Here is a 16,846-nt window from a genome sequence, read left to right as displayed (position 1 = left end):
CACAAGCCACAGAGCGCCGAACGTGCGATTCATGCCCTCCGGTCCCTTCGTCGACCGCGACACACGAGAGTTGGACCTCGAACAGATCTTCGCGGAAGCGGTCCCGCTGCTCGGACTCATCGTACTCTTTGGCGCGCTGGCGCTCGTTCCGGCGCTGCTTGCGATGTTGTTTCCGGGTGCATCCGTCCTCACGTTCGGACTGCTCTTGGTGACACAACTCATCCTCGCCGTGGGTCTGGGCGTCATCCTGCTGTACGTCGTCGCCCGTGGCAACCAACTTGCCAGCGCCGAGTGAGGATCGTCTGAGATGGGAACGCGTATACGCCCGGTGAGCGTATCGGTAGCCGATGGTCGAAGCCGACGACACGATGCGTGCCGGGCGCAACGCCTTTCTCGTTCTCGTCCTCGCCTTGCTCGGCGCGTGGGCCGGACGGCTCCTGATCGGGAGCGAAAACGACCCCGTACTCTTTGGTCTCTGGGCGCTCGGCGCGGCCGCGTTCTACGCCTCGAAGTACTACTATCGGCAGGAGCGTGCCAGCCACGACCGCGAGGCCGACGAGAGCGACTGAAAACGGTTAACTGGCTACACGCCAAAGCACCCCCTAATGGCCGAAGACGTCAAACCCACGCGGAAGAATCTGATGCAGATCGAAGACCGCATCGAACTCTCAGAGCGTGGGCACGACACGCTGGAGAAAAAGCGCGACGGCCTCATCATGGAGTTTATGGACATTCTCGACCAGGCCCAGGACGTTCGCTCGGGCATGGAGGACAACTACGAGGAGGCCCAGCGCGCCATCGACATGGCGCGAGCGATGGAGGGCGACGTCGCCGTTCGCGGGGCCGCCGCCGCGCTCAAGGAACACCCCGAGATCACCACCCAGTCGAAAAACATCATGGGCGTCGTCGTCCCACAGATCGAATCCACCAAGGTTCGCAAGGACCTGTCCGAGCGTGGCTACGGCGTGCTCGGGACGAGCGCACGGATCGACGAGGCCGCCGACGCCTACGAGGAACTGCTGGAATCGATCATCCTCGCCGCCGAGGTCGAAACCGCGATGAAGAAGATGCTCGACGAGATCGAAACCACGAAACGGCGCGTCAACGCCCTGGAGTTCAAACTCCTTCCCGACCTGTACGAGAACAAGGAGTACATTGAGCAGAAACTCGAAGAGCAGGAACGCGAAGAGATCTTCCGCATGAAGAAGATCAAAGCCAAGAAAGAGGAAGAGGAGAAAGCAGAGCGGGAAGCCGAGGAGCAAGCGGCCGAGGAGCCAGTTACTGCCGACGACTGAGCTGCGTCGGACTATTCGTCAACCACGGCCGTCTTGGCGCGAACTGTTCATCTGCTGTCTGACTCGCCAGCAGCGCCATCTCCGACGCGCCTCGCCAGATCACGCATCGCCTCGGCGCGCACCTGGGCAAACATCGGACAGCAGTCGGACTCGCCCCGCAACTCCTGTACGATCGCCTGCCGCGAGGGATGCGAACAGGTGCTGTGAAACTGGTCGAAGTGGGCGCACTGAGTGCAGGATTCGGGAACGGACAGCCGTGTGCTCATCAGTATCGTGTTACGCTGTACCACTGATTAAAACCTGTCGGCACGTCCGGTGAGCAGTCACGACGTGGGACAGAAACTGGACGCTCCCAAAGCGGTATCATGCTGGCCGCGGAAGTCAGCGTATGACCTGCCCCGACTGTGGATCCAAGACCGTGCTGGTGCCCGTCCCGGACGCGGTGACGGATGCAGTGGGCGCGCCGACCGTCCGGATGTGCACCCGTTGTCTGTCGATGGATCCGACGGAGGAACCAGTCGACACGCCGCCGAACCTCTCACAGATAAGCGAGGCGTTTCCCGAGGAACACGACGCGGCCGTTCCCATGGCCGTCCTCGTGGGGTTGCTCGACAGTCTGGCGCTTCACCGCGCGGCGATCACGACGCTGTACGAACAGGTCGAGCGAGCGGGCGTCGACCCGCTTCTGGTGCTCGACCGACTCGCACGAGACGCGACCATCGAGACGGAGATCGATCTTGCGGGTCGTCGTCGTCACCTCGAACAGTTGATCTAGCTGCCTTGTTGAAACCACCAATCGGTGATACTTTCAGCAGTCCTGCTGAATACAGGGCGCGAGTCGGTCAGGAACCAGTTCTCTCACTCGAGGTGATCAAGTCGGAAATGCCAGCAGGAAAACTAGTCAAGCGGCTGGCGACTACGGCTCGACTGACGCCCCAACCGCCTCAGCAATCGCTTGGAGGTCAGCCTTCCGGAATTGGACGTCGTCTGCCGTCTCCAGCGACTCTGCGATCCCGACCTGCGTCCGGATTCGTCGGCGCATCCGCGTTGTCGCCGACCGCTCCGCTTCGTCGATATCGATCCCGAGCGCTTCACAAATTGCCTGAAGCTCTTCCTTCGTGAACGACGCATCGACCTCCCGTTCGAAGCGACCTGTCGTAACTCGAATCGCGTTCCTGATCTCGTGGACGGTCGGACTCATTACGTATCCACTCTCCTGTCGCGCTCCCTTAAGCTTCCTACTCGGTAGCAAGAAAACGGTCAGCAGATGCGGAGTGGATCCGATCTCTGACCCGTGCTGGACTCAACCGCTATACTCAGCAGTCCGTCTCTCTCGGAATTACGGACAATCGCACCCCTCGTGTGACATAGCGTGGCTTCACTCGATATTGTGACCAATACATTTGATAACTAGCTTGAGGTTCGTTCGCTTGGTGTAGGTATTTCAACAGAGCCGATTTAGACCACTTAGACCCCAGTCGAGTACCGCAGCAGGCCTGCGACGCCGCCGAAGGCGTTCAGCAGTTGTTCGCCTTTCTCGAAGTCAGTCGAGACGAAGACCGTATCGGTGCCGCGCTGGTCTGCAATCTCCATGAGATGGTCGATCGCATCTTCGCGCTCGCCCGCTGAGACTGTCTCGCCACAGCGCGAGCAGGTGTGTTCGGGCGTGTCCTCGGGTCGGTCGAGATACTCGCGTTCCTCGTGGCCGTTCGAGCACTCGTAGGTGACCACGTCCTTCCGGAGGTCCTCGCTGATGAGCAGTTGGTCGACAGCGCCCATGATGAGGTTCTCGCGGGTCGGCTCGAACCCGTAGGTGGCCTTCTCGCCGTCGTGGAGTTGCTCGAAGAACTCCTCCATGACCTGCTTGTCTTCGAGAATCTCGTGTTCGGCGAGCACCTCGCTCGCCGAGTCGACGAGATCAGAGAGGCCGGACTCGTCGGTGTAGGCGACGTCGAACTTGCCGAGCACCATGTCCTGCAGTTCGTGGTGGAGGTAGTCGCCGTCCAGAAACTCGTCTTTGGTCGGTGACGGGCCGCCGACGAGGATGCCGTTCATCTCGTGGCGCTTGGGAACGAACAGTTCGTTCGCCATCCCGGCGACCTCCTGATAGAAGTTGTCGATGGCTTCGAGTCGCAGACGGGCGAATCGCTGTGCGGACTGACCACCTTTTCGCTGTTTGCCGGGGACGAGCGAACTCGCGGACTTGACGGGTTCGACACGCTTGCCCCGGAGCCAGCCGACGTTCGACTCGCGCCGGTCGAGGACGATCAGGCCAAAGAGGCCCTTGTCCGTGAGCATCTCCGCGAGCGGTTCGGTGAGAAACTCGGAGTCGCAGTGATAGCGAAAGGACTCGATTGGCTGGGGCGGACTCTCCAGTACGCGGGTTATCATCTCGGTCTGGCCGCCGCCGGAGTCGACTGCGCCGGAAAAGAGCACCATTCCGTTTTCGGGCGGCTTGGTGTCGTAGTATTTCAGCCGGTCCTTGATGCTCTTGAGGGCGTCCTGGACGTTCGTGCGGGTGTCCTTTGACTTGATGTTGCTCGCTTCGGAGTGTTCCTGGGTGACGTGGGCGACGACGTCGCTGATGAGTCTGTCGGGCGGGACGTAGATAGTCACAAGCTGTGTCCCGGAGCCGTGGTAGTCTTTGAGTTCCTCTATTACCTTTCGGAACTCGTATTTTTGTTTATCTTGGTATTGTTCTGTGTCGCTCGTGTCGTCGGAGGCCATTGTCTCGTATGGGACACAAAACGGTGAAGACGGTTAAGCCGTCCGAAGAGCGGTTTCCCCGAACGGCCCGCTCGAAACGCGGTCTGTGGAACCGGGGTGAAACTGCTTGCTGTCCTTCGGCTATCCGCACTACATGCTCTGACAGTTGAGATCCGGGGCCTCGATCGTACCGACCTCGCCCCAGGAGTGATACTCGATGGTTCCCTGGGGCGTCTCGACGCGCCGGATGTAGCCCGACTGGGTGCTGATGTATATCGTCACGTCGGTGCCGTTGGAACTCGTCTCGTAGACGTACATCTCTTCGCCGTCGATTGTCTCGCGACCGGCCGGTGTGAGGTCGGGGTTGCCCCCCGTCACCGCCGACTCATCCTGTATATCCACGCCCGTCTCCGGGTCTGGAACCATGTCCCCTGGGTTCAGGAAGCACTGTTCTCCCTGAACGAAGTAGATATCCCCGTCGATCTGATAGATCTCCATCGCTCCCTGTTGGGTCTCGATGGTCTGGTGGTAGTTGCCCTCACTACTGCGAATCGTCATCGATCCGGTCTGCCCGTCGACGTCGAAGCTCATCTCTGCGACGAACGAATTCGCCCACTGGGTGTGTTCCCCGACTGCCGGTCCGTCCGTTGTCCCTCCCCCGTCTGTGGTTCCATCGTCGCTGCCGCCGTCTGATCCACCGTCACCGCTACTTCCATCGCCGTCTGTCATCCCATCGTCGCCCGATCCACTGTCACCGCTCCCGTCGTCTGTCGTCCCATCGTCTGACCCGCTGTCATCGCTACTTCCGCCGTCAGTCGTCCCATCATCTGACCCGCCGTCTGCCGTTCCGTCGCTCGCATCGTCGCTTCCCGTTCCGTCCTCGCTGTCGCTGCCACCGTCGTCGCCTCCTGAACAGCCTGCCAGTCCCAGCGTACCTGCACTTACTGCCGTCAATACGAACGTTCGGCGTCTCATGGTCAGTAGTGACTTTCTCCTCGTATAAACTTTAGTATGTAGGGACATCTACTGTGGCGCCTTTCCAGTGGTGTTCTGTGCCCGTCCGCCGAGCGGGCAGGAGCGACTGACGGGTTTTATATCCGTCGGCCCCAAGCGTATGCACAGTTGACGATGGCAGGGTATGTCTGTACGATCGCTGGTGGCAAGGGCGGTGTCGGGAAGACGACGACAGCGGTCAATCTCGGCGTCGCACTCGAAGACCGGGGGTACGATACGGTCGTCATCGACGCCGACCTGGGGATGGCGAACCTCGGGGAGATGCTCGAACTCGACCACGACAGGAGTCTCCACGAGATTCTCGCGGGCGACTCGACTGTCAGCGAGGCACTGACTGATGCACAGGGCGGACTCACGACAGTCCCCGGCGAACAGAGCCTCGAAGCGTTCGCCGAGGCCGACCCGGCAAAACTCCGAAAGGTCACGAAGACGCTCAAAAACGCCTACGACATCGTGCTCATCGACACCGGTGCAGGGCTGAGCCACGAAACGACGGTGCCGCTCGGTCTTGCCGACGGTATCGTTCTGGTGACGACGCCCGACGACGTGGCGATAAACGACACGAAAAAGACTGCCGACCTCGCCGAGCGCGTCGATGGAACCGTACTCGGTGCGATCATCTCGCGAGTCACAGCGGACACGGACGTTGCTGCGGTCACAGAGCGACTCGACATGCCGATGCTCGGAATCGTTCCCGAGGACGTGGACGCGACCAGAGACGAACCACTCGTCCTCAACAGCCCCGAGAGCAACGCTACCGCCGCGTACACGCAACTCGCCGAGTCACTCGAACGTATCTTCTTCGAGGGAGCGACGGGTGTGGATCTCGATCCTGTCTTCGAGGAGGAGTGGTTCCTTAATGAGGACGAAGACAGCGAGGACGAGGAAGACGACGGTGGCGTCTTCGGCGGCCTGTTTGGATAACCGTTACATCGAGTCGGGCGCTTCCACGCCCAGAATGTCGAGCGCATTCGCGACTGTCGTTCGCGCGGCGACGACGAGCGCGAGTCGGGCCGCTCTGATTTCCTCGGGTGCATCCAGTACCGGGCACTCGCGGTAGAAGGCGTTGAACGCCTCCGCGATGTCGCGGGTGTAGGTGGCGACGACGTGGGGATGCAGGTCGTCTGCCGCCGCCTCGACCACCGCCGGGAAACGGGCAATCTCCCGGATCAGTTCCCGCTCGGCATCCGAATCGAGTACTGACGGATCGGGTTCGAGCGCGTCCGTCTCGGCACCGTCGACCTCGGCGAGGATCCCGCTCGCGCGGGCGTGGACGTACTGAACGTAGGGTGCGCTCTGCGCTTCGAAATCGAGCGCGCGCTCCCACTCGAAGGTGATCCCCTTGGTGGGTTGTTTGGCGACGATGTCGTAACGGACGGCGCCGATACCGACCTGCCGGGCGATGCGCTCGATGTCAGCCTCGTCCAGTTCGTCGTCGCGGATGCGGTCGTCGAGGCGCGTCTCGACCTCCTCGCGAGCGCGGGCGATGGCCTCGTCGAGCAGGTCGTCCAGGTCGATCCCGGTCCCCTCGCGCGTACTCATCCCGCCCTCGGGGAGGTTCACCCACGAGTAATGTACCGTCCGAATCCGGCCGGTGTCGTGACCGAGGATGTCGAGAGTCTCGCGGAGTTGTTTCGCCTGGAGGCGGTGGTCCTCACCGAGGACGGTCACCGCCTCGTCGAAGTTGTCCAGCTTCCACTCGTGGTGAGCGAGGTCCCGGGTGGTGTATAGTGAGGTACCGTCGGCGCGCAGAAAGACGAGGTTCTTGTCGATATCGGGAAACGCCAGTTGCCAGGCATCGTCCTCGTAGACGGCGTACTCGGTTTCCTTGAGTCGCCCGACCACGTCGTCGGTCGAGCCATCCCGCATGAAGCGGGTCTCCTTGACGAACTCGTCGAACTCGGCGGGAAGCCGTGCGAGCGTCTTGCGCATCCCCCCGAGTACCGTGTCGACGACTTCGCCCACGCGCTCGTAGGTCTCTTCGTCCCCGTCTTCGAGACCCTGCAGGATGGCTTGAATTGCCGCCTCCGCCGCTGCTTTCTCGTCCTCGTCCGCGTTTTCGAGATAGGTGTTTGCCTTCCGGTAGTACCGGACCATGTCGTACTCGGGCGAGTCCCGCTCGGGGTCGGGCAGGTCGGCCTCGTCGAAGGTTTCGTAGGCCCACGTGAACGTCGCGATCTGTCGGCCAGCGTCGTTGACGTAGTAGTGGCGCTCGACGTCGTAGCCCGCGTATTCGAGCAGGCGGGCGAGTGCGTCGCCGATGATCGGGTTGCGGGCACGCCCGACGTGGACGGGTCCGGTGGGGTTCGCGCTCGTGTGCTCGACGACGACGCTCGTCTCCCGGTCGGGTCGCGTTCCGAACTCGTCGTCTCTCGCGGCCGCGAGCGTGTCAGCGAAGTACTGCTCGTTCGGGAAGACGTTCACGTACGGTCCGGCCGCCTCGACGTGGTCGACGTACTCGCAGGCTTCGGCGTCGAACGTCTCGGCAATCTCGGCCGCGACCGCCGGTGGCGGCGCGCCAGCCACCTCCGCGAGTCGGTAGGCCACACTCGTCGCAATCACTGCATCGACGTCCTCCGGCGGACGCTCGATGCCCAGGTCGTCAGTGGGGTAATCGAGGTCAGCGAGCGCGTCAGTAAGCGCCGCCTCGACTGCCGCACGCATCGCAGGGAACATATCTCCCGGTACTTTGGCGCGATGTATCAGGCTAACGGGTTGGAGTAGCGACGTGGGCTGCCGTCTCGTGTCACCGTCCGGTGTCGACCGCGCTCACTGCACAGACCGAACGGCTTTTCATTCCAAACCTGTAGTATGAAGGTGATGAGTGACTCGCAGGGGCCAAAACAGGTCGATGACCCGAGCTACCACAGCGAGAATCACACGGCCGTCCAGACCTGTGGGTGGACGAAAAACTCGCTCCGGGGGGAGGGAAAATGCTACAAGAACATCTTCTACGGCATCGAGTCACACCGCTGTATTCAGATGACGCCGGTCGTGAAGTGCAACGAGCGCTGTGTGTTCTGCTGGCGGGATCATGCAGGCCACGCCTACGAACTCGGTGACGTGGAGTGGGACGACCCCGCGGCAGTCGCAGATGCCTCCATCGAGTTGCAGACGAAACTGCTCTCGGGCTTTGGCGGCAACGAGGACGTGCCCCGCGAGCGCTTCGACGACGCCATGGAGCCTCGACACGTCGCCATCTCGCTCGACGGCGAACCGACGCTGTACCCCCATCTGCCGGAGTTGATCGAGGAGTTCCACGACCGCGACATCACCACCTTTCTGGTCTCGAACGGGACCAAACCCGAGGTGCTGGACGCGTGTGACCCCACGCAACTGTACGTCTCCGTCGACGCGCCCGACCGACAGACCTTCGAGCGGACGGTCAAGGCCGTCGAGGACGACGCGTGGGAGAACCTCGTCGACACGCTCGACGTGCTCGCGGACAAGGAGGACACCCGGACGGTCATCCGGACGACGCTGGTGAATGGGCACAACATGCACCACCCCGAGTGGTACGCGGCCATGTGTACCCGCGCCCGGGCGGACTACGTGGAACTGAAAGCCTACATGCACGTCGGCCACTCCCGGGGGCGACTGGACCGGGACTCGATGCCCGACCACGAGGACGTCGTCGACTTCGCCGACCGGATGGCTGAGTACCTCCCCCACGACGAGCAGAAGGAGGTTCCCGCCTCCCGGGTCGCGCTGCTGGCAAACGAGTCCGACACGTGGATCCCCAAACTGAACAAGGACAGCGAGTTCTGGAACTGATACTGTCGGCTGTACGTACGTACAAATATTCGCCACCTCGAATAGCGAATTATTTTCGAGATGGTACAGCCGACAGTATGACCGGGCGAATTCTCTGTCCTGCAGTTATTCCCGAGCGTGCGGATTCTCCCGCGCATACGTCGCCGCCATCCGACCGAGTTTTCGAACTCGCTGTTCCAGTTCCGGGTCGACGAACGCCCCGTTCTCGAATTCGTCCGATGCGTCGCGGATCCCGACTTCGTGCGGAAGTGCCCAGCCGTGTACCGTTCGAACGCCGGTGCGCAGATGTTCGAGCGTAGCGGCGTAGGAGCCACCGCCAGCGGTCGCCAGCAGACCGACAATTGTTCCCTCGAACTCCGCTTTCCCGAGGTAGTCGAATGCGTTTTTCAGCGCCGACGAGACCATCCCGTGATAGACGGGTGTGCCGAGCAACACCGCGTCGGCGTCGCGAACCAGTCGCTTGAGACGACTTGCGTCACCCCGCTCTCTGTCGTCCGGGTCGAACAGCGGCAGATCCCACTCCCGGAGGTCGACCAGTTCTGTTCGCGCGCCTGACGCCGTGGCACCCGCGAGAGCGCCTTCGAGCGCAAGCCGGGTGTAACTCGTCTCACGAAGACTCCCACAGATAGCGACGACTAGCGGCTCTGCTGCCATCACCCATCATACGACAGTCCACCAGTTCAACATTCCGACTGGGTCCGTCAGCGTGTCGTTGTCCTGCGATTCGGGCGAAACGGCCATCATCTTTTTCACTATCGATAATTATTTCCTTGGAAGTCAGTAACTCACACCACGCGTCGGTCGCGGGTGGGATATAATGTCAGATACATTAGATGACGTCCGGACGCAACTTGCAGCGCAGCTATCGGGAGCGCCGGGGCTGCTCACGGCGCTCGAACAGGTGCTCGGGGAGACAGAGTCCACCGAGTACAGCCTCCCAAGCGACCGGAATCTCGTGTGTGACGACGAAACGGTGATGCAGATTGCGAACGACGGGACGGGCGTCGTAGTTGCGACCGACAGGCGACTGCTGTTTGGCTTCGAGACGCCAACGAGCGCAGAGACTCGCGGCGTCCCCTACACCGATCTGCGGGATATACGGGCCGCAGACAGTCTGTTTCGCTCCACCCTGGTCGTCGACGTGTGGGCCGAGGGTGTCTACGAGTTCACACCGTCGGATGCGGGGTCGATGGACGAACTGGCGTCGTTCGTCGACGAGGTGAGCGGAGACTGGCAGCGCGTCGTCGCGACGCTCGAAGACTGTCACGAACTCACAGCGCAACTGTGCGCGGATCTGGCGGCTGGCCGCGGACAGGCCGCCCGGAACCGGGGCGACGAACTGGAGCGGACACTCGCGAAGGCGACCGCTCGGGCCGAGCGCGCAGACGAGCGGATCCGGGACGCGCTGGACGAGCGGATCCGGGTCGCCGAGGCCGACTGTCACCGGGAGTGGACGGACGGCCGCATCGAGCGTGCCGAAACGCTGATCGCCGAGGCAGCACGCCAGGCAGAGACGAATGCCTATGCCGAGGCATATCGGCGGTACGAACGCGCTCGGGCACACCTCGAACGGGCGCTGACCGCCGATATCGAGTACGGATTCGAGCGGACGCGAACGATCCAGACGAAGATTGACACCGTCGACGCCCGACTCTCTGACCTGTCGGTGCGCCCGATGGCGATGGCTCACCAGGCCCGCGAGCGGGCGATGGCGACAGACAAACACGCCGTCGCGGTGGAGCACTGGCAGGACGCATTCGAGCAGTACCGACGTGCGCTCACCGCAGGCTGGGGAACTGATATCGACTTTGCCGACACCGAGCAACTGCGCGAGCGAATCGAAGAGACCGTCGTCGACCTGATCGACGCCCGCCGTGCGTACGCGGAGGCACTTGAAGCAACAGGGGATCGGGACCTCGACTCGGAAGGAGACACCGAGTCAGCCCGCGACAGGTATCGACAGGCCCGCGATCAGGTCGACGACGCTCTCGGCCTCGCTCGCGAGTTCCGAAGCGGTGATCTGGATTCCCTGCATGCGTTTCGGGACCGTCTCGACGAGAAGCTAACCCAGATTGGCGACGACGCGTGACTGCCGACGGACAGACCGCCATCGTTTTCCAGTCGCCCGCCCACTCTCCAGTTATGAGTGACCTGACCGCGACGCTGCACACCTCGAAAGGGGACATCGAAATCGACCTGTTCGACGAGCGCGCACCGCGAACCGTCGAGAACTTCGTCGGCCTGGCCGAACACGACCCCGCCGCAAACGACGACCCGGCACCGGACACGACGACGTGGGCAGACCCCGAATCCGGCGAAATTCGCGGCGATGCGCTGTACAACGACGTCGAGTTCCACCGCGTCATCGAGGATTTCATGATCCAGACCGGTGACCCGACCGGAACCGGCCGCGGCGGACCGGGCTACGAGTTCGAAGACGAGTTCCACTCGGAACTTCGCCACGACGGTGCCGGTGTCGTCTCGATGGCAAACAGCGGCCCCGACACCAACGGCTCGCAGTTTTTCATCACGCTCGCCGCACAGCCACACCTCGACGACAATCACGCCGTCTTCGGTGAAGTTATCGACGGGATGGACGTCGTCGAAGCAATCGGGAATGTTGACACCGACATGCACGACGGCCCGACGACGCCGGTCTACATCGAATCCGTCGAGATCAACGAGTGACCGCTGGGGCGACATACTACTGAGATGCCAGACGAACCGATCGATCCGACCGAAATTGGGGAGACCGACGCGCCGCCGGTGGCGGAGAAACCCTACAAGATCATCTTCGAGGCGAACGCCTGCATCGGCGCAGGCAAGTGCGCGGAAGTCTCTGACAACTGGGAACTGAGCCTCGAAACCGGAATCGCACAGCCACGGGCTTACTTCATCGACGAGTCTCAGCTACAGGAGAACGTCCGCGCTGCCGAGGTCTGTCCGGCGAAGAAGGACCGCGGCGTCATCCACGTCATCGACCGCGAGACTGGCGCTGAACTCGCTCCCGACCCCGAGGGGGACGGCACTCTCTCTGTCGAGTGGTGAACTCGCGTTCGCGGACGCCGTCCCGCGTCACGCCGCGCCGTCAGCCCAGAGTCCGGCACGCGGCGTCCATGTATCGGCGCTCGGGTCGCGTTCGAGCAGTTGCTGGCCGCAGTCCTGACAGCGAAGCGCCTTCACTTTGCGCGAGCGACAGCAGGACTCGACCCGGTCTTTGGTCACTTCGGGCGTTCCATCACAGGCCGGACAGGTCTCGAAAAACACTCTGAGTCCCTCGCGGATCTCCTGCCGTTGCGTGAGCGGCACCGCCTCCCACCGGTCGGTGTGTTCCCGAAGTGTCCGTTCGATCGCCACGTCTGCGACCAGTGCCGCTGTTCCCGGCCACTTCCGAATACGGTGGCCGACCTTGACCGCCGGATACTCCCGGTCCTCCTCAGAGATATCTTCTGGGTCGGCATCGAACAGGCCGCCGAGCGTCTCCCAGTCGAAACTGTCGACGCTCATGTCCTCGGTGCGCAGCGTCTCGACGTGTTCGCGAACGCGGTCGGTGAACGACGCCGTCGGCTGGATGCCGCCATCGGTTCGTTCGGTCACGCCCGCCTCGACGAGAAACTCGTCGGGGTCGACCGTGTTCTCCCGGCGATACTGAAGCTGTTCCAGCGCTTCGTAGGTCTCCTCCTCGTCCTCGCTCTCCCCCTTCTCGAAGAACGCGAGCACGCGGTTGGGGAAATATCGCTTCGTCAGCGTCGGCGTGTAGGGGACCAGATAGCCACGGACGGCGATGGCGAGCACGGACCCGAGCAAGACGACGACTGCGAGTTCGAGTGCGACGAGTGCGGCGAGCGCGCTCGCGAGGAGTGCGAGCACGAGATTGACGACAGTACAGGGGAGACAGCGGTTCTCGCCGGTGTACTCCGGCTGTCGAACCCTGTCGAGCACCGCCTGCACGCGGTCTGTGAGCGCCGCAGTCGACATCAGTTCGACCCCCCGTCGAGTCGCACGGTCGTCTCGTCAGCGAGACCGAGACTGCTCGCGCCATCGACGTTGAGTCGAACGCCAAGCGTGTACTCTCCCGGGTCGGCGGGCTCCCACTCCGAGTCCGACAGCCGAAACCGCCCGTCCCAGCGCTTGGTGAACTGCTTTTGCTCGCCCCGGTCGAAGTGAAACGCGTGTTGTTCCTCGGGCGGGTCCCGCGTCGGCACGTGTGATGCTTCGGTGTGACCGTCGACACTCCAGCACCACAGCACCGGCGAGACTGTCGGCACGTCGACAGGGATGGGCAGCGCGTTTTTCATCGTGACCCGGAAGGGGATCGACGTCTCGGTCGGATAGACGGACTGCTCGGTGGTGATGTCGACAGAAATCGCCCGATAACGAAGCCAGTTGGGAACGAGCCGACGGCTCAGCCAGTTGCCCGGCAGCGACCGCAGTGCCCGCGGTGTCGTCTCCCGGTCGCGCTCGTTCGGGGTGAATTGGTCGTCGTCGTCGCGCCTGACCGCACTCGACTCGTACAGGCGGCGCATCACACGTACCTCCGTGTTTCTCGGTGAAAACGCTGTCTGCCAGGACTCTGTTCGAACCGCGTCGGATCAGTCATCTGCGAAAGCATCGCTCTCGATTTCGGCTGTCCACTCCTCGGTGTACTCGTCGTCGTACAGCAGACAGGCGATCCGGTGGGTGTCGCCGGTCTGGACCTCGGGGGGGTCGACCTGCTCACACGGCGACTCGAACGCGTCGGAGAGTTCCGTTGCAGCCTCGGCAATCTCGTCGTCGTGGAGGTGCGTGATCGCCTCCCCGAGCACCGTTTCGGCCTCGGTATCCGAGAGTCGGTCCGGCAGGTCGAACTCGTCGCGGACGAGTTCGTCGAACTCGGCGTGTGCTTCCGCTGTCGCGTTCTCCTCGCCGGTCACGGTCACCACGTTCTCGATCGATTCTGCGTCCCGGAGCCTGACTTTCAGATCGAGTAGATTTCGCCAGACGCTCTGGTCGAACTCGTACTCTTCGGGCGGAATCACCCGCGGACAGCGGGTGTGGAACCGACAGCCGGATGGAGGGTTCAGCGGCGACGGAACGGTCCCCGGCAGGAAGATGCGGTCGGCCTCCCAGCCCGGGTCTGGCTCCGGAATCGCAGAGAGCAGCGCCTCCGTGTAGGGGTGGTGTGGCGGGTCGAACACCTCCGCGGTGGTTCCCACCTCGGCAAACTGGCCGAGATACATCACCGCGATGCGGTCGGAGATGTGCTCGACCACGCTGAGGTCGTGTGCGATGAAGACGTAGGCGATGCCGAACTCCTCTTGCAGGTCTTCGAGGAGGTTCAGGATCTGCGCCTGGACGCTCACGTCGAGCGCGCTGACGGGTTCGTCGCAGACGATGACCTCCGGGTCGACTGCGAGGGCGCGTGCGATGCCGATGCGCTGGCGCTGGCCGCCGGAGAACTCGTGTGGATACCGGTCGGTGTGACTGGGATTCAACCCGACGATATCGAGCAGTTCGTGGATGCGGTTCATGCGCTCTTGCCCGCTCGCGATGTCGTGGATGTCGAGCGGTTCACCGATGATGTCACCGACGGTGAGTCGGGGGTTCAGACTTGCGAAGGGGTCCTGAAAGATGTACTGCAGGTCCTTGCGCAGGTCCCGGAGTTGCGAGCTCGACACGTCCATCAGGTCGATTTCCTCGATAGAGCCGTCGTCGTGTTCCTTGCGGTAGGTGATCGAACCGTCGGTCGGTTCGATCAGGCGCAACACGGCCCGGCCGAGCGTCGTCTTGCCACAGCCACTTTCCCCGACGATGCCGAGCGTTTCCCCCGCTTCGACCGAGAAATCCACCCCGTCGACCGCCTTGACGTACTGCTGTCGGCCGAACAGGCTGTCGAGAAATCCCTGACTCGAATCGTAGTACTTCGTGAGATTTTCGGCTTCGAGGACTGGCTTGTCGCGAGCCATCAGTCATCACCCTCCGTGCTCGCAGACATCTCATCGCGAACCGACACCTCGTAGGTGAGCCCCTCCATCAGGTCGCCGGTGTATTCGAGACAGGCCGCGGAGTGTTCGGTGCTGGCTGTCGCCTCCGCCCCGGTTTCGGTGTCGACCAGCGACGGCTCCGTGCGCGTACACGCCTCTTCCGCGTAGGGACACCGGGGATGGAAGCTACAGCCGGACGGGACGTCGATCATGTCGGGCATCGTCCCCGGGATGGTCTGGAGGCGGTCGCGCGTGTCGCCGATCCGGGGGATCGAACTCATCAGCCCGACCGTGTAGGGGTGTTTCGGATCGTAGTACAGGTCGTCGACGGGCGCTTTCTCGACGGGTTTGCCCGCGTACATCACCATGACCCGATCACAGATTTCGGCAATAACGCCGAGGTCGTGAGTGATGAGCTGGATCGCGGTGTCGAACTCGTCTGCGAGCTCTTCGAGCTGTTCGAGGATCTTCGCCTCGATGGTCACGTCGAGCGCCGTCGTCGGCTCGTCTGCGATGATCAGGTCGGGGTCACAGGACAGCGCCATCGCGATGACCGCGCGCTGTTGCATTCCACCCGAGAACTGGTGTGGGTAGTCGTCGTACCGCGCTTCCGCTTCGGGGATACCGACCTCGTCGAGCAGGTGAATGGTTCGCTCCCGTGCCTCTTCGTCGCTGTAATCGAGATGGTGTCTGATCGCCTCGGAGATCTGTTCGCCGACCGTGTACACGGGGTTGAGCGCGGTCTGGGCCTCCTGGAAGATCATCGCGATCTCGTTGCCCCGGATGTCCCGCACCTCCGATTCGGACATCTCGAGCAGGTTCTCCCCCTTGAATCGGATCTCGCCGCTCTCGATCCGGCCGGGGTTCTCGATGAGGCGCAACAGCGAGAAGGCGGTGACGCTCTTTCCGGCTCCGCTCTCACCGACGACGCCGAACTTCTCGCCGCGCTCGACCTGATAGGAGAGGCCGTCGATGGCGTTGACGACACCCTCCTCGGTGTAGAAGTTCACCGACAGGTCCTCGACTTCGAGCAGCGCCATCAGCCGCCACCTCCGACGACCGTGTCGCCTTCCTGTGCGTCGAGTGCGTCGTTGAGGCCGTCACCGATGAGGTTCATCGCCATCACGTACAGGAAGATGGCCGCCCCGGGGAACAGCGTCTGCCACCAGTTAATCGTCGCGCCGGGCCCCTGGATGAGGCTCTGTCGGACGTTGTTGAGCATCGTGCCCCACTCGGGCGTTCCGGCCTCGAAGCCAACACCGAGAAAGCCCAGCGCGGCGACGCCGATGACGGTCGTCCCGACCGAGAGCGACGCCTGCACGATGATCGGCGCTATCGAGTTCGGCACGATGTGTCTGAAGATCACAGACCGATCCCGTGCGCCGAGTGCTTTCGCGGCGGTCGCGTACTCGGTCTCTTTGACCTTCAGCACTTCACCCCGGATGATACGGGCGTACGTCGCCCAGCCGGGGATGACGAACGCGGCGACGAGTTGGAGGTAGCCACCGCCGAGCTGAAAGACGATGACAAGCGCCAGCAGGAGTGCCGGGAACGCGAAGAAGACGTCGACGATTCGCATCATGATCTCGTCGAGCCAGCCCCCGTAGTACGCGGCGATACTCCCGTAGATGGTGCCAATAGACGCGGCAAAGGCGACCACGACGAATCCGATCGAGACGCTCCAGCGACTTCCGATCAGCACACGCGAGAACAGGTCACGCCCCTCCTGGTCGGTGCCGAAGGGGTGGTCGAGCAACCCCGCCTGGAACGGTGACTCGTCGGACCCGACACCCTTGCCGGGGAATTCCAGAAAGAGGATCTGATTCTGGTCGTAGGGCGCAAGCTGGAACGGCTGGATCGGGACCCCGCCGATGGTGATCGGACGGGCGAAGAAGGCGATCACCGCCATGAACGCGACGATTGCGAGCCCGAGCATCGCGCTCCGGTTCGACCGGAACCGTCGGTAGGCGCGTTGCCAGCGGCTCTTCGATTCCTGTTCGCCCCCGGACTGTGGTGACATCAGTTCCTCGCGGTCGGTCACCGCGTCCGGGTCGAAACCACGTATCTCGATTCGGCCTCGCTGTGTACTCATAG

Annotated in this window: 20 protein-coding genes; 9 read left to right on the top strand and 11 right to left on the bottom strand. The window is 62.7% G+C overall.

The window, feature by feature from the left end; translation table 11 throughout:
• Positions 1-31 precede the first annotated feature (31 nt).
• Genes ACMGFL_RS14150 through ACMGFL_RS14140 form a run of 3 tightly spaced genes read left to right on the top strand, consistent with a single transcriptional unit; the run spans position 32 to position 1,295 of the window.
• Positions 32-295 (top strand): hypothetical protein, encoded by a 264-nt coding sequence (locus tag ACMGFL_RS14150; protein ID WP_436936180.1) that lies wholly within the window; start codon positions 32-34, stop codon positions 293-295.
• 52 nt (positions 296-347) lie between these two features.
• Complete coding sequence (locus ACMGFL_RS14145; protein ID WP_436936179.1) at positions 348-569, top strand: hypothetical protein; 222 nt, start codon at positions 348-350, stop codon at positions 567-569.
• 36 nt (positions 570-605) lie between these two features.
• Entirely contained in the window at positions 606-1,295 is a 690-nt protein-coding gene (locus tag ACMGFL_RS14140; RefSeq protein WP_436936178.1) for a V-type ATP synthase subunit D, read from the top strand.
• 47 nt (positions 1,296-1,342) lie between these two features.
• On the opposite strand, the gene ACMGFL_RS14135 is transcribed toward ACMGFL_RS14140, so the two are convergent.
• The gene (locus ACMGFL_RS14135; protein ID WP_436936177.1) at positions 1,343-1,561 is read right to left on the bottom strand and encodes a hypothetical protein; all 219 of its coding nucleotides are present in this window, start codon (positions 1,559-1,561) and stop codon (positions 1,343-1,345) included.
• A gap of 122 nt (positions 1,562-1,683) precedes the next feature.
• Between ACMGFL_RS14135 and ACMGFL_RS14130 the strand changes: the two genes are divergently transcribed.
• Positions 1,684-2,070 carry a DUF6276 family protein gene (locus tag ACMGFL_RS14130; RefSeq protein WP_436936176.1) on the top strand — a complete coding sequence of 129 codons (387 nt, stop codon included), beginning with the start codon at positions 1,684-1,686 and terminating at the stop codon, positions 2,068-2,070.
• Between the two features lie 141 nt (positions 2,071-2,211).
• Here the strand turns inward: ACMGFL_RS14130 and ACMGFL_RS14125 are convergent, their stop codons facing one another.
• From ACMGFL_RS14125 to ACMGFL_RS14115, 3 genes are all read right to left on the bottom strand, one after another.
• A complete protein-coding gene (locus tag ACMGFL_RS14125) occupies positions 2,212-2,496 on the bottom strand; it encodes a hypothetical protein (protein ID WP_436936175.1) in 285 nt (94 codons plus the stop codon).
• A 266-nt stretch (positions 2,497-2,762) separates the two neighbouring features.
• Positions 2,763-4,022: a peptide chain release factor aRF-1 gene (gene prf1 / locus ACMGFL_RS14120; RefSeq protein WP_436936174.1), complete on the bottom strand. Its 1,260-nt coding sequence runs from the start codon at positions 4,020-4,022 to the stop codon at positions 2,763-2,765.
• Between the two features lie 129 nt (positions 4,023-4,151).
• Positions 4,152-4,976, bottom strand: a complete 825-nt coding sequence (locus tag ACMGFL_RS14115) for a hypothetical protein (protein ID WP_436936173.1) — start codon at positions 4,974-4,976, stop codon at positions 4,152-4,154.
• A 153-nt stretch (positions 4,977-5,129) separates the two neighbouring features.
• Between ACMGFL_RS14115 and ACMGFL_RS14110 the strand changes: the two genes are divergently transcribed.
• Positions 5,130-5,939, top strand: a complete 810-nt coding sequence (locus ACMGFL_RS14110; RefSeq protein ID WP_436936172.1) for a MinD/ParA family ATP-binding protein — start codon at positions 5,130-5,132, stop codon at positions 5,937-5,939.
• A 3-nt stretch (positions 5,940-5,942) separates the two neighbouring features.
• Here the strand turns inward: ACMGFL_RS14110 and argS are convergent, their stop codons facing one another.
• Positions 5,943-7,691, bottom strand: coding sequence for an arginine--tRNA ligase (argS, locus tag ACMGFL_RS14105; protein WP_436936171.1), 1,749 nt, complete (start codon positions 7,689-7,691; stop codon positions 5,943-5,945).
• A gap of 144 nt (positions 7,692-7,835) precedes the next feature.
• On the opposite strand from argS, the gene twy1 reads away from it, so the two are divergent.
• Positions 7,836-8,789 (top strand): 4-demethylwyosine synthase TYW1, encoded by a 954-nt coding sequence (twy1, locus tag ACMGFL_RS14100; RefSeq protein ID WP_436936170.1) that lies wholly within the window; start codon positions 7,836-7,838, stop codon positions 8,787-8,789.
• Positions 8,790-8,894: 105 nt separating this feature from the next.
• On the opposite strand, the gene ACMGFL_RS14095 is transcribed toward twy1, so the two are convergent.
• Entirely contained in the window at positions 8,895-9,443 is a 549-nt protein-coding gene (locus tag ACMGFL_RS14095; RefSeq protein WP_436936169.1) for an NADPH-dependent FMN reductase, read from the bottom strand.
• A gap of 163 nt (positions 9,444-9,606) precedes the next feature.
• On the opposite strand from ACMGFL_RS14095, the gene ACMGFL_RS14090 reads away from it, so the two are divergent.
• The 3 genes from ACMGFL_RS14090 to ACMGFL_RS14080 are packed head-to-tail and all read left to right on the top strand — an operon-like array spanning position 9,607 to position 11,837.
• Complete coding sequence (locus tag ACMGFL_RS14090; protein WP_436936168.1) at positions 9,607-10,878, top strand: hypothetical protein; 1,272 nt, start codon at positions 9,607-9,609, stop codon at positions 10,876-10,878.
• 53 nt (positions 10,879-10,931) lie between these two features.
• Positions 10,932-11,477: a peptidylprolyl isomerase gene (locus ACMGFL_RS14085; protein WP_436936167.1), complete on the top strand. Its 546-nt coding sequence runs from the start codon at positions 10,932-10,934 to the stop codon at positions 11,475-11,477.
• A gap of 24 nt (positions 11,478-11,501) precedes the next feature.
• The gene (locus ACMGFL_RS14080; protein ID WP_436936166.1) at positions 11,502-11,837 is read left to right on the top strand and encodes a ferredoxin; all 336 of its coding nucleotides are present in this window, start codon (positions 11,502-11,504) and stop codon (positions 11,835-11,837) included.
• Positions 11,838-11,864: 27 nt separating this feature from the next.
• Here ACMGFL_RS14080 and ACMGFL_RS14075 read toward each other — a convergent pair whose 3' ends face one another.
• From ACMGFL_RS14075 to ACMGFL_RS14055, 5 genes are all read right to left on the bottom strand, one after another.
• The gene (locus ACMGFL_RS14075) at positions 11,865-12,767 is read right to left on the bottom strand and encodes a DUF8054 domain-containing protein (protein ID WP_436936165.1); all 903 of its coding nucleotides are present in this window, start codon (positions 12,765-12,767) and stop codon (positions 11,865-11,867) included.
• Positions 12,767-13,315 carry a DUF7974 family protein gene (locus ACMGFL_RS14070; RefSeq protein WP_436936164.1) on the bottom strand — a complete coding sequence of 183 codons (549 nt, stop codon included), beginning with the start codon at positions 13,313-13,315 and terminating at the stop codon, positions 12,767-12,769. Before ACMGFL_RS14070 ends, ACMGFL_RS14075 begins: the two co-directional genes overlap by 1 nt.
• A gap of 66 nt (positions 13,316-13,381) precedes the next feature.
• Complete coding sequence (locus ACMGFL_RS14065; RefSeq protein WP_436936163.1) at positions 13,382-14,734, bottom strand: ABC transporter ATP-binding protein; 1,353 nt, start codon at positions 14,732-14,734, stop codon at positions 13,382-13,384.
• Positions 14,734-15,792, bottom strand: a complete 1,059-nt coding sequence (locus ACMGFL_RS14060) for an ABC transporter ATP-binding protein (protein WP_436936162.1) — start codon at positions 15,790-15,792, stop codon at positions 14,734-14,736. The genes ACMGFL_RS14065 and ACMGFL_RS14060 overlap by 1 nt, the downstream gene beginning before the upstream one ends.
• The gene (locus ACMGFL_RS14055; RefSeq protein ID WP_436936161.1) at positions 15,792-16,844 is read right to left on the bottom strand and encodes an ABC transporter permease; all 1,053 of its coding nucleotides are present in this window, start codon (positions 16,842-16,844) and stop codon (positions 15,792-15,794) included. Before ACMGFL_RS14055 ends, ACMGFL_RS14060 begins: the two co-directional genes overlap by 1 nt.
• Positions 16,845-16,846: the final 2 nt, after the last annotated feature.

Origin of the sequence: Halovenus marina (assembly GCF_051414115.1) — an archaeon.
Classification (GTDB): domain Archaea; phylum Halobacteriota; class Halobacteria; order Halobacteriales; family Haloarculaceae; genus Halovenus; species Halovenus marina.
This window is presented reverse-complemented; position numbering and strand designations above follow the sequence as displayed.

Excerpts from the sequence above, each read along its gene's own strand:
- ACMGFL_RS14150 (WP_436936180.1), top strand. The coding sequence starts at position 32 with ATGCCCTCCGGTCCCTTCGTCGACCGCGACACACGAGAGTTGGACCTC.
- ACMGFL_RS14145 (WP_436936179.1), top strand. The coding sequence starts at position 348 with ATGGTCGAAGCCGACGACACGATGCGTGCCGGGCGCAACGCCTTTCTC.
- ACMGFL_RS14140 (WP_436936178.1), top strand. The coding sequence starts at position 606 with ATGGCCGAAGACGTCAAACCCACGCGGAAGAATCTGATGCAGATCGAA.
- ACMGFL_RS14135 (WP_436936177.1), bottom strand. The coding sequence starts at position 1,561 with ATGAGCACACGGCTGTCCGTTCCCGAATCCTGCACTCAGTGCGCCCAC.
- ACMGFL_RS14130 (WP_436936176.1), top strand. The coding sequence starts at position 1,684 with ATGACCTGCCCCGACTGTGGATCCAAGACCGTGCTGGTGCCCGTCCCG.
- ACMGFL_RS14125 (WP_436936175.1), bottom strand. The coding sequence starts at position 2,496 with ATGAGTCCGACCGTCCACGAGATCAGGAACGCGATTCGAGTTACGACA.
- prf1 (WP_436936174.1), bottom strand. The coding sequence starts at position 4,022 with ATGGCCTCCGACGACACGAGCGACACAGAACAATACCAAGATAAACAA.
- ACMGFL_RS14115 (WP_436936173.1), bottom strand. The coding sequence starts at position 4,976 with ATGAGACGCCGAACGTTCGTATTGACGGCAGTAAGTGCAGGTACGCTG.
- ACMGFL_RS14110 (WP_436936172.1), top strand. The coding sequence starts at position 5,130 with ATGGCAGGGTATGTCTGTACGATCGCTGGTGGCAAGGGCGGTGTCGGG.
- argS (WP_436936171.1), bottom strand. The coding sequence starts at position 7,691 with ATGTTCCCTGCGATGCGTGCGGCAGTCGAGGCGGCGCTTACTGACGCG.
- twy1 (WP_436936170.1), top strand. The coding sequence starts at position 7,836 with ATGAGTGACTCGCAGGGGCCAAAACAGGTCGATGACCCGAGCTACCAC.
- ACMGFL_RS14095 (WP_436936169.1), bottom strand. The coding sequence starts at position 9,443 with ATGGCAGCAGAGCCGCTAGTCGTCGCTATCTGTGGGAGTCTTCGTGAG.
- ACMGFL_RS14090 (WP_436936168.1), top strand. The coding sequence starts at position 9,607 with ATGTCAGATACATTAGATGACGTCCGGACGCAACTTGCAGCGCAGCTA.
- ACMGFL_RS14085 (WP_436936167.1), top strand. The coding sequence starts at position 10,932 with ATGAGTGACCTGACCGCGACGCTGCACACCTCGAAAGGGGACATCGAA.
- ACMGFL_RS14080 (WP_436936166.1), top strand. The coding sequence starts at position 11,502 with ATGCCAGACGAACCGATCGATCCGACCGAAATTGGGGAGACCGACGCG.
- ACMGFL_RS14075 (WP_436936165.1), bottom strand. The coding sequence starts at position 12,767 with ATGTCGACTGCGGCGCTCACAGACCGCGTGCAGGCGGTGCTCGACAGG.
- ACMGFL_RS14070 (WP_436936164.1), bottom strand. The coding sequence starts at position 13,315 with ATGCGCCGCCTGTACGAGTCGAGTGCGGTCAGGCGCGACGACGACGAC.
- ACMGFL_RS14065 (WP_436936163.1), bottom strand. The coding sequence starts at position 14,734 with ATGGCTCGCGACAAGCCAGTCCTCGAAGCCGAAAATCTCACGAAGTAC.
- ACMGFL_RS14060 (WP_436936162.1), bottom strand. The coding sequence starts at position 15,792 with ATGGCGCTGCTCGAAGTCGAGGACCTGTCGGTGAACTTCTACACCGAG.
- ACMGFL_RS14055 (WP_436936161.1), bottom strand. The coding sequence starts at position 16,844 with ATGAGTACACAGCGAGGCCGAATCGAGATACGTGGTTTCGACCCGGAC.